We start from the raw sequence: 12,632 nt of genomic DNA, 5'->3' as shown, positions 1-12,632 counted from the left end.
GCAGGCGACCGTCGCCCGGCCACCGGGTGAACGTCCGCCGTCCGCGTGACGGCTTGTCGGCGTCATACAACTAGGCTGCCGTCGTGCCCTCCCCCCGCCCGGCCCCCTCACCCGCCACCCTGCAGCGGGTCCAGGACAGCGCCGGACGCCTGGCGACCGCCGCCACGACCCGCATCGAGGCGCAGCACGAGTGGTACCGCTCGCTCAGCGCGGAGGACCGCAGCTGGGTCGGGCTGGTCGCCCAGGCCGGCATCGGCAGCTTCCTGGGCTGGCTGCGCGACCCCACGGCGCCCCCGATGGTCACCGCAGATGTCTTCGGCACGGCACCGCGCGAGCTGACGCGGTCGGTCTCGCTCGCCCAGACCCTGGACCTGGTCCGGTCGGTCGTGGGGGTGGTCGAGGAGGAGGTCGAGGGACTGGCTGTCGCCGGCGACGAGCCCGCCCTGCGCGAGGCGGTGCTGCGCTACAGCCGGGAGGTGGCCTTCGCCGCCGCCCAGGTGTATGCCGAGGCCGCCGAGTCGCGGGGTGCCTGGGACGCCCGGCTGGAGTCCCTGGTGGTGGACGCCGTCATCCGTGGTGAGGCCGACAACTCGCTGCGCTCGCGCGCCACCGCGCTCGGGTGGGGGTCGATCCGGCACGTGACGGTCGTGGCGGGGCTGAGCCCGCACGAGGACACCGCGGCGGTGATCGACGCGGTGCGGCGAGCGGCCGGACGTCTGCACGTCGAGGCGCTGAGCGCGGTCCAGGGGCGCCACCTCGTGGTCATCCTGGGTGGCACCGGCGACGTCGCCGACGCGGCCGGCCGGCTCCTGGCCTACTTCGGCGACGGGCCGGTGGTGCTCGGGCCCACCGTCCCGCACCTGTTCGCCTCCGGACGTTCGGCGAGGGCCGCCCTGTCCGGCCTGGCCGCGGCCCGGGCCTGGCCGGACGCGCCGCGCCCCGTCGCCGCCTCGGACCTGCTCCCCGAACGCGTGCTCGCGGGGGACGACCACGCCCGCCGGGCGCTGCTCGAGCGCATCCACCGCCCCCTCGTCGACAGCGGGGGCGGCCTGCTCGAGACGGCAGCGGCGTACCTCGACGAGGCGAGCCTCGAGGCGACCGCCCGGGTGCTGTTCGTCCACCCCAACACGGTCCGTTACCGCCTCGGGCGGATCGCGCAGGTGACGGGCCAGGACCTCACCTCGTCCCGGGACGCCTTCACGGTCCGGCTGGCGCTGGCGCTCGGTCGGCTGGGCGCTGCGGCGCCGCAGTCCTGGCGATGAGCGAGCGCAGGCCCCTCCCGCGGGAGGTTCCGGCATACGACCCTGCTTTGTAGGAATCCTCCAAGGAACCAGACCGATTCTCGTGCCGTTCCGGCACGGCGCCGGTGGCCGCTTCGGGGGAGAGTGGTCGGGTGCTAGCGATCGTGTGCCCTGGACAGGGCTCCCAGTCCCCCGGTTTCCTCGCCCCCTGGCTGGAGCTCTCCGGATTCCGCGACCGGTTGGAGTGGTTCTCCGCGGTCGCCGGCACCGACCTGGTCACCCACGGCACCGAGTCGGACAAGCCCACCATCACCGAGACCGACGTCGCGCAGCCGCTCATCGTCGGCGCCGGCCTGCTGAGCCTCCTGGCGCTCTTCGAGCACCCCTCGGCCGGCTACCCGGCCATCGGACTGGGCAGCGGCCACTCGGTCGGTGAGATCACCGCGGCCTGCGCCGCCGGCGTCCTGACCGCCGAGCAGGCCCTGGTCTTCGTGCGCGAGCGCGGAGCCGGTATGGCGAAGGCCGCTGCCGTCTCCCCCACCGGCATGACCGCGGTCCTGGGGGGCGAGGCGGACGAGGTGCGGACCACCCTCGAGCGTCACGGGCTGACGCCGGCCAACGTCAACGGCGGTGGGCAGACCGTCGCGGCGGGCACCCTGGAGCAGCTCGAGGCCCTCAAGGCGGACCCGCCGGCCAAGGCCCGGGTCATCCCCCTGCCCGTCGCCGGGGCCTTCCACACCGAGCACATGGCTCCTGCGCAGGCTCGCCTCGAGGTCCTCGCCCGTGGCGTGACCAGCCATGACGCCAGGGTGCCGATCGTCTCCAACAAGGACGGCCAGATCGTGCGGGACGGTCGCGAGGTGCTGCAGCGGCTGGTCAGCCAGGTCGCGAGCCCGGTCCGTTGGGACCTGTGCATGCAGACGATGGTCGAGCAGGGCGTGACCGGGCTCATCGAGATCCCCCCGGCCGGCACCCTCGTGGGTCTGGCCAAGCGGTCCATGCCCGGCGTGGAGCTGCTGGCGCTGAAGTCGCCCGACGACCTCGAGGCCGCGCACCGGATGATCCGCGAGCACGGCGAGGCGGCGACCCAAGGAGCGAGCGCATGACCAGGCCCACCATCACCGAGCGCTCCGGCGCCGCCCACGCCCGCATCTGGGGCGTCGGGGGCTATCGCCCCGAGCGTGTCGTCACCAACGACGAGGTCTGCCAGTGGATCGACTCGTCCGACGAGTGGATCCGCAGCCGGTCGGGGATCGAGGAGCGTCGCTGGGCCCGCGAGGACGAGTCCGTGATCGACATGAGCTGCGCCGCAGCCGAGGACGCGCTCACCAAGGCCGGCGTCGGCGCCGACCAGCTCGGTGCCGTCATCGTCGCCAACGTGACGCACCCCTTCCAGACGCCGAGCGCCGCCGCGGCCGTGGCCCACCGCATCGGCGCGACGCCCGCGGCGGCCTTCGACCTGTCGGCGGCCTGCGCGGGCTACTGCCACGGCATCGGCCTGGCCAACGACATGGTCCGCGGCGGCACTGCCGAGTTCGTCCTCGTCATCGGGGTGGAGAAGCTCTCGGACTTCACCGACAAGCACGACCGCGGCACGGCCTTCATCTTCGGCGACGGCGCCGGCGCCGCCGTCGTGGGGCCGTCGGACTTCCCGGGCATCGGACCCACCGTGTGGGGCTCCAAGGGCGAGGACTGGGACGTCATCCGCAACAAGTACTCCTGGGTGGACCTGCGCGACCACGCGCACGTCGGCAGCCTCGAGGAGCAGAGCCCCCGCGACGCGATGCCGTGGTCCTACCTCACGATGGCGGGCCAGAGCGTGTTCCGGTGGGCGGTCTACGCGATGGCTCCCGTCTGCCGGGAGGCCCTGGACGCGGCCGGGATCACGGCCGGCGACCTGGACGCCTTCATCCCCCACCAGGCCAACATCCGCATCGTCGACGCGCTGGTCAAGCAGCTCAAGCTGCCGGAGCACGTCCCCGTCGCGGACGACATCCGGCACCAGGGCAACACCTCCTCCGCCTCGATCCCGCTGGCGACCGATCGCATGCTGACCGAGGGCCAGGCACCGCACGGTGGGCTGGCGCTGCAGATCGGCTTCGGCGCCGGTCTGGTCTATGCCGCGCAGGTCGTCGTCCTGCCGTGACCGTGGCGCCCGGCGCCTCCCCCAGTACCCCGCGGCCCGACGGGACCCATCGGGTCAGCCCGCACCATCCCACCCTCCGCACCGCACGGTCGGAGCAACCGAGTAAGGAGCCTGAGATGGCCATGAACGAGAACGAGATCCTCCAGGGCCTGGCCGAGATCGTCAACGAGGAGACCGGCCTGGACGCGGCCGAGGTCCAGATGGACAAGTCCTTCACCGAGGACCTCGACATCGACTCCCTGTCGATGATGACCATCGTGGTCAACGCCGAGGAGAAGTTCGGCGTCCGCATCCCCGACGACGAGGTCAAGAACCTCAAGACGGTGCGCGACGCCGTGTCCTACATCAACGGGGCCCAGGGCTGACCCGAGGCGCACCCGCCTCCGGACGGGGCGAGCCGCGGCTGGACGCCCGGCCCGCCCCGTCCGGCCCCCACCTCACCGACCAAGGAGCAGCGAGATGACCACCTCGAGCAGCCGCCGCGTCGTCGTCACCGGTCTCGGTGCCACGACGCCCGTCGGCGGTAACGTCCAGGACACCTGGGACGCGATCCTCGCGGGCCGTTCCGGCGCCCGCCCCATGCCGTACGACTGGGTCGCGCAGCACCAGCTGCCGGTCACCTTCGCCGCGACCCTGGCCGTCCCCACGGCTGACGTCCTCAGCAAGGTCGAGGTCCGTCGTAACGACCCCAGCACCCAGGCCGCCCTCGTGGCCGTGCGTGAGGCCTGGGCCGACGCGGGGTCCCCCGAGGTCGAGCCCGAGCGTCTCGCGGTCTGCCTCGGCACGGGGATCGGTGGCGTGCAGACCCTCCTGGACCAGTGGGACGTGCTGCGCGACAAGGGACCCCGCCGCGTCTTCCCTCTCGCGGTCCCGATGCTCATGGCCAACGGCCCCGCCGCCGCGGTCTCGCTCGAGCTGACCGCCCGCGCAGGCGCCCACACGCCGGTGAGCGCCTGCGCGTCCGGCGCCGAGGGCATCGCCCAGGCCCTCACCCTCATCCGCAGCGGCAAGGCCGACGTCGTCGTCGCCGGCGGCACCGAGGCCGCCATCCACCCCCTCCCGGTCGCCGGGTTCGCCGCGATGCAAGCCCTGTCGACCCGCAACGACGAGCCCGAGCGCGCCTCGCGTCCCTACGACAAGGACCGCGACGGGTTCGTGCTCGGCGAGGGCGCCGCACTGCTGGTCCTGGAGTCCGAGGAGCACGCCGCCGCTCGTGGCGCCCGCATCTACGGCGAGATCGCCGGCGCGGGCGCCTCGGCCGACGCCTACCACATCACGGCCGGGGAGCCCGAGGGACGCGGCGCCGCCCGCGCCATGGTCGAGGCCATCGAGGACGCGGGCCTGACCACCACGGACATCGTGCACGTCAACGCGCACGCCACCTCGACCCCGGTCGGCGACGTCGCCGAGACCCGGGCCATCCACCGGGCGTTCGGGGAGCACACCGCCGATATCGCCGTCACGGCCACCAAGTCCATGACCGGCCACCTCCTCGGCACCGCCGGCGCCCTGGAGACGATCCTGGCCGTGCTGGCGCTGCGGGACCGCACGATCCCGGCGACGATCAACCTGGAGTCCCAGGACCCCGAGATCGACCTGGACGTCGTCACCGGCACGGCGCGCACCCTGCCGGAGGGCGACCTGGCCGCGCTCAACAACTCCTTCGGGTTCGGCGGGGCCAATGTCGCACTCGTGATCAAGAGCCACGGCTGAGCACTCGTGGCGCCGCTGCCGCGACCGTGACTGCGGGATGGCAGCAGCGAGGGCCCGGCCCCTCCCACCACGGGAGCGGCCGGGCCCTCGGCATACGGTCTCGGTCACCCGGGCGCGCACACCGCCCAGGTGACGCTCCGGTCAGCCGACCTTGTGCAACCAGCGGACGGGCGCACCGTCGCCGGCCTCGCGGTAGGCCTCGAGCTCGGCGTCCCACGGGGCCCCGAGGATCTGGTCGACGATCTCCGCCAGCACGCGGGGGTCGCCCTGCGCCTGGGCCAGCGCGTGGCGCAGCCGGTCCTCGTTGACGACGGCGTCGCCGCTGGCGCAGATCCATGTGTGGTGCAGGCCGAGGTCGGGCGTGTGCGCCCACCGGGAGCCGTCGCACCCGGGGCTCGGGTCCTCGGTCACCTCGTAGCGCAGCGAGTCCCAGCCGCGCAGCGCGCTGGCGAGGGCGGCCCCGGTGCCCGCCGGCCCGACCCAGTTGACCTCGGTGCGCCGGAGGCGCGCGTCAGCAGGCTGGCTCGTCCAGTCGAGGGTCACCGCGGTGCCGAGGACACCCTCGAGCGCCCAGGCCACGTGCGGGCACATCGCAGTAGAGGCGCTATGGATGAACACCACGCCTCGCGTCGTCGGGGTGGCGTCGCCGCCCCTGTGCAGATCGGCTGCAACGGACATCCGGACCTCCTGTGTGCGAGGGACGTCTTCCCCAACGACCTCGGGACCCAGGAGAGCTTTGGTCACGCTGCGTCGTCAATCATGCCCCATCATTCCTGGAGACGCCAGGCCTTCCGGGTGAACGACACACCGTGCGAGCACCTCAGACGACGCCGAGCGGGGTCGCGCTGGGGGTGAAGCCCGGGAAGATCGTCGCGAGGTTGCCGCCGTTGAGCAGTCGCCCCCCGACGACCTCGCTGAGCACCTGCCGGTAGTCCGTGGTGATGGGGACGTCGCCCTGCACGAGGTTGGCCGGAGCGAGCGAGGGCATCGTGCCGTAGACCTTGCCGCCGTTGACTCCCCCGCCGGCCACGAACATGACGTTGCCGTGCCCGTGGTCCAGGCCCTGGTCGCCGTTCTCCTGGACGCGGCGGCCGAACTCGCTCATCGTGACCACGGTCGTGCGCTGCCAGAGGTCACCGAGGTCGGCGCGCAGGGCGGTGATCCCGGCCGACAGGTCGGCGGCGCGACGCCACATCCACCCGTTGGTGTCCTGCGCGACGCCGAGGTTGCGGTGCATGTCCCAGTCGTCGTTGTCGATGCAGGCGACCTCCAGCCCCTTGCCCGCCTTGGCGATCTGCGCGACGTCGCGCATGCCCTTGCCGAAGGTCGTGTCGGGGTAGGCGGCGCCGTTGGCCGGCACGTACCTGCCCTCGGCGGCGATCGCGCGCTGGTCCGCGAGGCGGGCGACGGCGTCGAGCGTGGAGCGCGCGGTGAGGGCGGCACCGCCGCCGGCGCGGGCATACATCTGGTCGACGATGGCGGTGATGCGCTCCCGGGTGACGCCGTCCTTGGTGTAGGTCGGCTGCAGCCCGAAGCTCGCCAGCTCGGCGACCGCGGGGGTCTCCATGCTGGGGGCGCTGAGCGACAGGGCGACCTGGGACCCCCGGGTGATCGCCCGGATGGTCCCGGTCGTGGGTCCGCTGCTGGTGAGGTGCCGGGCGAGCCACCCCGAACGCATGTTGGCGGGGGCCGCCCACTCCATGGCGTTCATGTCCTCGAAGTGAGAACGCCGCACCGCCGGGTTGCCCGCGCCGAGCACGACCGCGAGGTCCCCCGCGTCGTAGAGCGCCTTGAGGCCCGTCATCGCGGGGTTGAGCCCCACCGCGCCGCCCAGCGGCAGGGCCTGGGACGCGGTGACCCGGATGGTCGGTCGGGCCGCGAGGTAGGCGCTGTCCTGGACGGGCGGGACGAGCGAGAGCCCGTCGGCCCCACCACGGATGAAGATGACCACGAGCAGGTCGCGCTGGGTCGCCGTCTCGGCGAAGGCGTAGCGCGGCACGGCGGACTCCGCCAGCAGCGCCCCGAGGCCGAGGGCCGCGCCCTGCAGGACGGTGCGGCGCCGCACCGGCCCGCGCCAGCCGGCTGCCTCGGTCACCTCGTGCGGACAGGCTGGGGGACGGACGTGGGCGATGTATGACGCCGCGTCGGCCGCCGACATGACCCGAGGCCCGTCCTCGGTGCGCACCACGAGGTGATTGCGTGACTCGTCGTGATGGTGCATCGGGGTGACCAGGTCCTCATGGACCAGGGGTGCGTGACGGTCGGCCGCGACCGTCGACGTGCTGCGGGGGGTGCTCACGGTGCTCTCCGATCAGCGCAGGAAGGAGTAGGGGCTGGCGAGGATCAGGCGCACGGCCTCGCGCAGCCAGCCGCGGGCCGCGTAGTCCGGCAGCGTGTCCCCCGCCGTGGCCGGCCGCTCGCCGTAGCTGCACAGCCAGGACGCGATGGGGGCGATGTCCTCGTCCCGCCAGACGTAGCCCGTCAGGGCGAAGGTGATGCGCCGCGCCGTCGCCAGGACGTTGTCGCCCTCCTTGACGCCGAGGGCGGTGTGCCAGTGCGGGAGGCCCTGGCCGGGGTCCTGGTCCGGCTCGTCCGGGTAGGTCGGCCCGTCGCCCCATCCCCAGGCCAGGGCGTGCATGACGTTCCAGGACGACAGCGTGGCGATGGTGCTGCGCCACGCGTCGGCGTCGTCCGGGTAGCCGTCCACGCGCGGCCAGTCGCGCGGTGCGTGACCGCACTGGTAGAGGAACCAGAAGTAGTTGCTCATGGCCCACGGGTTCGCGGTGATGGGCTGCGCGAAGGAGTACCCGGTGGGCTTGGAGGCACGCACGGCCTTGGCGGCGAGCTCGGCCGGCCGGGACCACTTGTGGCCGACCGACGCCCAGAACTCAGGGTGGTCGAAGAGGCGCCGGAGCACCGGCACGATCGCCGTGTCCGACGCCAGGTAGGTCGAGGCGAGGGTCTGCACCAGGGCGTCGCTCGGCGTGTCCGACACGAACCTCGTGGCGATCACGCGGGCGAGGCGACGCGCGGTCGCCGGGTGACGCGCCAGGTAGTCCGTGTAGGCGCGCAGCGCCGTCGGTCCGCCGGCGGACGTGGCGTTGGCGTGGCTGAAGCCCATGACCGTGATCGGCCCCACGTGGTGGGCCCCGGGGTGGTACACGTAGTCGCGGGTGCCCCAGTCGACCGAGTGTCCCGTCAGCATCAGGGCGGACTGCCGGACATCGGTCTCCGTGTAGGTCCCGACCCCGACCGTGTAGAGCTCGAGGATCTCCCGGCCGAGGTTCTCGTTGGGGTTGTCCCTGGAGCTGACGTCGTTGTCGAGGTTGTTGAGGATCGCGGGATGCGTGACGGCGGCGTGCAGGAGGTCGGCATACCGCCCGAAGGCGTGGCGACGCAGGACCTTCCAGTCGTACTCGAGGGTGAAGCTGTCCGCCTTGCTGCGGTAGGGGACGTAGAGCAGGTCGCCCCACATCGTGACGACGTTCTCCCAGAGAACCCGGTGGGTGAACAACGGCCGCGCGGCGTTGGCGTGGGCCATGACGGGGCTGCCACGGAAGCCGCCTCCCGTCAGGTCCTGCACCTGCTTGTTGGTCAGGTTGAGCCACGGGAAGCAGCGCTGGACGAGGCCGTCCCACGTCGTGTCGGGGATCGACGCCGGGTCGAGCTGCTGGTTGATCCACGCCCTCGTGCCCAGCCGCTCGATGTCGGCGACGATGGCCGCTGTGGGGGCCTGGGCCGCGCGGCGCGCGAGGTGCCACGCGGGGGTCGTGCGCAGCGGCAGCGTGGGGGCGTGCACGGACGTCGCGACCGCCGGGACGGTGTGGACGAGACGTGGGTCCGGGTTCACGACCTTGGGCGTGGTGGTCGGCCGAGGCGCCGGCCGGGGAGGAGGGGTGGGACCGGTCGACCCCGAGATGAGCCTGGTGAGGAGGGGGAGGCAGGCATGCGACCACCTTCGTGAGCGAGAGGGAGTACACATTCTGTAACCATGAATGACCGCAAGTGCGGGACTTATCACCCGCACAGCCCAATCCTTGAACGATCTTCGCTGACTTAGCGTAAGCCTGCCGATGATGGGGGTTGGGTCGAGCCATGGTGGGTGACGCTTGTCCCGACGCGGGGTCGCACCGACGGTGACGGTAGGGTGAGGGGTCCCTCGTCGGACCCAGGGCCGGTAGCTCAGTCGGTCAGAGCAGCGGACTCATAATCCGTCGGTCGTCGGTTCAAGCCCGACCCGGCCTACGCCTGGCGAGCATGGCCCGGGAGCGCTCGCTCCCGGGCCCGCCGCCCACCAGCTCGGGGCGGGCCACTCGACGCAGGGTGGTCCGTGGCCTCACCTCCATGGCCCAGGACTGGCCAGACGGGAGCCGTATGCCGCCGCGCGCAGCCCTCACCGTCGGCCTGACCCTCGCCGCGCTGCTCTGCGCACCGCTCGGCGCATGCTCGTCCGGCCCCACGACGACGGAGGGGTCAGGATCCGCCGGCGCTGGGCCGGCGCCGGCGGCTGGTCGCACGCCCGTCCCCCAGCGCGTGTTCGCCGCGTCCTCGTTCTGGTACACCCCGCTGCCCGCGTCCACCCCCACGGCTGCCGACAGCGCCGCCATCGTCCGCGACCTGCGGGTCGCCGCCGTCGAGCATGGCCGACCAGGCCTGCCCAACGTCACCCTCAACACGCACGACTACACGCCACCACTCGTGACCACCACCGCAAACGACCCGGTCCACGACGTCCGCGCGGCCCCCGGGTGCCGGCTGGACCCTCGCGTCGTCTCCTCGCTGCGGGGCCTGCGCATCCCGGACGACCTGCGTCCGGCGGGCGGCAGCGACCACGAGGCGGCGCTGCACGACCCCGCCACGGACCGCTACACCGACCTGTGGCGCCTGTCCCGCGGGCCGGACGGGACGTGGACGGCGTGCGGCGGGGGGTCGATCCGGGGCGCCTCGCGCAGCGACGGGGTCTTTCCGTTCCCCCTCGGCACGACGGCCACCGGGCTTCCCTTCGCCGGTGGACTCGTCCGGGCCGAGGAGCTGCGCCGTGGGCACATCGACCATGTCGTGGGGGTGGCCGTCCCGTATGCCGCACCCGCCCCGACCCACTCGTGGCCCGCGGTGCGCTCGGACGGCCGCAACCCCCGCGGTCTGTCGGTGCTGCGCCAGGGCCAGCGACTGCGGCTTCCCGCCGATCTCGACCTGGACTCCCTCCGCCTGACCCGGACGGCCCGGACCATCGCCCGCGCGGCCCAGGAGTTCGGCCTGGTGGTGTGGGACACCAGCGGGGCCGTGAGCTTCCGCGCGGAGAACGCCTCGGCGTTCACGGCCGACCCCTACCCGAGGCTGCTCGGTGCCGGCAGCGGGTGGGAGTCGCTCAACGGCAGCGGCGACGGCCAGCACGAGCCGTTCCCGATCGACCGCCTCGAGGTGCTCCCCGTGGACTACGGCCGTTAGGGCCGGGCCCCCGTCATACGTCCGCGTGCCGCGCCCGAAAGAACGAGTAGACCCCGAAGGCCGCAAACCCCAGGGCCATGAAGGCGACGACCACCCGACCATAGGGCTGGACGAGCAGGAAGCGCAGGGCGCCATCGAGACCGTTGGTCCGCGACGACGAGTTGGCCATGGCTGCCGCGACGAAGAGCCCGCCGACGACGGCCAGGGCGACCCCGCGGGTGGGGTAGCCCAGCATCCCCGCGTAGACCGCGAGCGGGCCGGGGTCGTCCTCGAGGTCACCGAGGAACCGGCGGCGCAGCCCCTTGACGACGTGGTAGATGCCGACGCCGATGATGGCGAGCCCGACCACCGCGACGAGGATCCGGCCGGCCGGCGCGCCCAGCAGGCTCGCGGTGTAGCCCTGCACCTGCTGCTTGCCCGACGAGCCCGTGCCGCGCGCGAAGCCGAAGGCGGACCAGGCGAGGATCGCGTAGACCACGGCCTTGGCGCCGTCCTTGAGCCGGGACTGCCAGCTGTCGCCCCCGAGCCCGGGGACGACCACCTCCGTCAGCTGCCACAGGGCGAGCCCGAGGAAGCCCAGCACCCCCAGCCACAGCGCGACCCGGCCGAGCGTGTGCTGGGACAGGGCCGCGAGGGCGCCGGACTGGTCGGCGTCGCCCGTCGCGTGGAGCATGGCCAGCTGCAGGCAGATCCAGGCGATCAGCAGGTGCAGCAGGCCGTTGACGGCGTAGCCCGTCCTCACCGCCGCCTCCGTCGCGGGGTGGTCGCCGGCCGCCTGGGCGACGTCCTCCAGGTGGTCCCTCACGTCGCCGGAGGCGGACCCGCTGCGTCTCTGCACGCTCATGGGCACATGATGCCCGTCACCAGTCCTCGGCGTGGGCCGTTCCGGCCTGCCGTTGCCGGGATCGTGCCCGAGGGCCGATAGGTTGGCCACGGACCACCCCGAGGAGAGGACCGCGATGCCCCGCACGCCACGACCGCGTCGTCGACGCGCCGCGGGCCTGGCGCTCGCCACGGTCGCTGCCCTGGTCACCGCGGCGTGCGGGCGCGACTCCCTGGTCGTGGGGGTGTCCTACGACCGGCCGGGGCTGGGCCTGCGGGTGCTGCGGGACCAGTCAGGCTTCGAGAGCGAGCTGGCCCGGGACCTGGCCGCCCGGTTGGGCTACCCCGGCAAGAAGGACGTCAACCTCAGCAACGTCCCCGAGCCCCGCGCCACCCCGACCAACGGAGCCGTGCCCTACGACCTGCTGGTCGCGGCCTATCCCACCGGGACGACGCCTCCGGCGGGCGTGCGACTGGTGGGCCCGTACCTGCGCGGCGGGCAGGACATCGCCGTGCGAGCCGGGGAGCAGGGTCAGGTCACGCCGCGGTCCTTGGCCGGTCGCCGGGTGTGCCTCGTCGACGGCACCCACCTGGCCCGCGCGGCGGCCACGACCTTCCCCGGGGCCAAGCTCGCGCTGCGCCGCACCCTGTCCACCTGCCTCACCGAGCTGCGGCAGGGCACGGTCGACGCGGTCAGCGACGAGGGCCTGGCGCTGCGCGGCTACGCCTCGGAGGCACCCTTCCGGGGCAGCATCCGGGTGGTCGGGGCGGACATGGGCACGATCGACTACTACCTGCGGGTCACGGACGAGGACGCCGCGTTGTGCGGGCGGGTCAAGACCGCCCTGGAGCAGTCCATCGAGGACGGCTCGTGGGCCAGGCTGTATGCCGACCAGCTGGTCAAGACAGGCGTCGTGGGCAGCGTCCCTGCGCCGCCCTCACCGGTGACCGGCTGCTCATGAGGGGAGCCGCGCCCCGGCCTGCGCGCCGGGAGCGGGCTGGGCAGGGCTGGGTAGCTGGGCAGCAGGGTCAGGACGACAGCCTCGGGCGAAGGCACCGCCAACAGAACGGCCCTGACCGTATCCTTGCTGGTCAGGGCCTCGCTGCTCCCCCGATTGGACTCGAACCAATAACCTGCCGGTTAACAGCCGGCTGCTCTGCCAATTGAGCTACAGGGGATCGCACCGCGTGCGGCGCGAGAGAGACTTTAGCAGCAAGTGCGCCCGCGGCCGAATCCGCCTGACACCTGTGCGTCGTCACGA

The 12,632-nt window shown here is 73.0% G+C and carries 11 protein-coding genes and 2 tRNA genes; 8 read left to right on the top strand and 5 right to left on the bottom strand.

Annotated features, from left to right (window positions below; translation table 11 throughout):
• Positions 1-83 precede the first annotated feature (83 nt).
• The 5 genes from ACF3NS_RS10570 (at position 84) to fabF (ending at position 5,100) form a co-directional block, all read left to right on the top strand.
• Entirely contained in the window at positions 84-1,262 is a 1,179-nt protein-coding gene (locus ACF3NS_RS10570; RefSeq protein ID WP_311966657.1) for a helix-turn-helix domain-containing protein, read from the top strand.
• Between the two features lie 131 nt (positions 1,263-1,393).
• Positions 1,394-2,347 carry an ACP S-malonyltransferase gene (locus tag ACF3NS_RS10565; RefSeq protein ID WP_392465968.1) on the top strand — a complete coding sequence of 318 codons (954 nt, stop codon included), beginning with the start codon at positions 1,394-1,396 and terminating at the stop codon, positions 2,345-2,347.
• Complete coding sequence (locus tag ACF3NS_RS10560) at positions 2,344-3,387, top strand: beta-ketoacyl-ACP synthase III (RefSeq protein WP_154594039.1); 1,044 nt, start codon at positions 2,344-2,346, stop codon at positions 3,385-3,387. Before ACF3NS_RS10565 ends, ACF3NS_RS10560 begins: the two co-directional genes overlap by 4 nt.
• 116 nt (positions 3,388-3,503) lie before the next feature.
• Entirely contained in the window at positions 3,504-3,752 is a 249-nt protein-coding gene (locus ACF3NS_RS10555; RefSeq protein WP_019284666.1) for an acyl carrier protein, read from the top strand.
• Between the two features lie 94 nt (positions 3,753-3,846).
• A complete protein-coding gene (fabF, locus tag ACF3NS_RS10550) occupies positions 3,847-5,100 on the top strand; it encodes a beta-ketoacyl-ACP synthase II (RefSeq protein ID WP_392465966.1) in 1,254 nt (417 codons plus the stop codon).
• A gap of 141 nt (positions 5,101-5,241) precedes the next feature.
• On the opposite strand, the gene ACF3NS_RS10545 is transcribed toward fabF, so the two are convergent.
• From ACF3NS_RS10545 to ACF3NS_RS10535, 3 genes are all read right to left on the bottom strand, one after another.
• The gene (locus ACF3NS_RS10545) at positions 5,242-5,778 is read right to left on the bottom strand and encodes a DUF3145 domain-containing protein (protein WP_154594037.1); all 537 of its coding nucleotides are present in this window, start codon (positions 5,776-5,778) and stop codon (positions 5,242-5,244) included.
• Positions 5,779-5,920: 142 nt separating this feature from the next.
• A complete protein-coding gene (locus ACF3NS_RS10540) occupies positions 5,921-7,399 on the bottom strand; it encodes a DUF1501 domain-containing protein (RefSeq protein ID WP_392465963.1) in 1,479 nt (492 codons plus the stop codon).
• Between the two features lie 12 nt (positions 7,400-7,411).
• The gene (locus ACF3NS_RS10535; protein WP_392465960.1) at positions 7,412-8,950 is read right to left on the bottom strand and encodes a DUF1800 family protein; all 1,539 of its coding nucleotides are present in this window, start codon (positions 8,948-8,950) and stop codon (positions 7,412-7,414) included.
• 321 nt (positions 8,951-9,271) lie between these two features.
• On the opposite strand from ACF3NS_RS10535, the gene ACF3NS_RS10530 reads away from it, so the two are divergent.
• Positions 9,272-9,345 (top strand) — tRNA-Ile (locus ACF3NS_RS10530).
• Between the two features lie 99 nt (positions 9,346-9,444).
• A complete protein-coding gene (locus tag ACF3NS_RS10525) occupies positions 9,445-10,548 on the top strand; it encodes a hypothetical protein (RefSeq protein WP_392465957.1) in 1,104 nt (367 codons plus the stop codon).
• A 13-nt stretch (positions 10,549-10,561) separates the two neighbouring features.
• On the opposite strand, the gene ACF3NS_RS10520 is transcribed toward ACF3NS_RS10525, so the two are convergent.
• Positions 10,562-11,392, bottom strand: coding sequence for a DUF1206 domain-containing protein (locus ACF3NS_RS10520; protein ID WP_392465956.1), 831 nt, complete (start codon positions 11,390-11,392; stop codon positions 10,562-10,564).
• 115 nt (positions 11,393-11,507) lie between these two features.
• Here ACF3NS_RS10520 and ACF3NS_RS10515 point away from each other — a divergent pair, with 115 nt between their 5' ends.
• A complete protein-coding gene (locus tag ACF3NS_RS10515) occupies positions 11,508-12,332 on the top strand; it encodes a transporter substrate-binding domain-containing protein (RefSeq protein ID WP_392465953.1) in 825 nt (274 codons plus the stop codon).
• A gap of 144 nt (positions 12,333-12,476) precedes the next feature.
• Here the strand turns inward: ACF3NS_RS10515 and ACF3NS_RS10510 are convergent.
• Positions 12,477-12,549: transfer RNA gene (locus tag ACF3NS_RS10510), tRNA-Asn, on the bottom strand.
• Positions 12,550-12,632: the final 83 nt, after the last annotated feature.

Source organism: Arsenicicoccus cauae (assembly GCF_043162025.1).
GTDB lineage: Bacteria > Actinomycetota > Actinomycetes > Actinomycetales > Dermatophilaceae > Arsenicicoccus > Arsenicicoccus cauae.
This window is presented reverse-complemented; position numbering and strand designations above follow the sequence as displayed.

What these genes read in the sequence shown, in the direction of transcription:
- ACF3NS_RS10560 (WP_154594039.1), top strand. Translation starts at nt 2,344, where the DNA reads ATGACCAGGCCCACCATCACCGAGCGCTCCGGCGCCGCCCACGCCCGC.
- ACF3NS_RS10555 (WP_019284666.1), top strand. Translation starts at nt 3,504, where the DNA reads ATGGCCATGAACGAGAACGAGATCCTCCAGGGCCTGGCCGAGATCGTC.
- fabF (WP_392465966.1), top strand. Translation starts at nt 3,847, where the DNA reads ATGACCACCTCGAGCAGCCGCCGCGTCGTCGTCACCGGTCTCGGTGCC.
- ACF3NS_RS10545 (WP_154594037.1), bottom strand. Translation starts at nt 5,778, where the DNA reads ATGTCCGTTGCAGCCGATCTGCACAGGGGCGGCGACGCCACCCCGACG.
- ACF3NS_RS10525 (WP_392465957.1), top strand. Translation starts at nt 9,445, where the DNA reads ATGGCCCAGGACTGGCCAGACGGGAGCCGTATGCCGCCGCGCGCAGCC.
- ACF3NS_RS10520 (WP_392465956.1), bottom strand. Translation starts at nt 11,392, where the DNA reads ATGAGCGTGCAGAGACGCAGCGGGTCCGCCTCCGGCGACGTGAGGGAC.
- ACF3NS_RS10515 (WP_392465953.1), top strand. Translation starts at nt 11,508, where the DNA reads ATGCCCCGCACGCCACGACCGCGTCGTCGACGCGCCGCGGGCCTGGCG.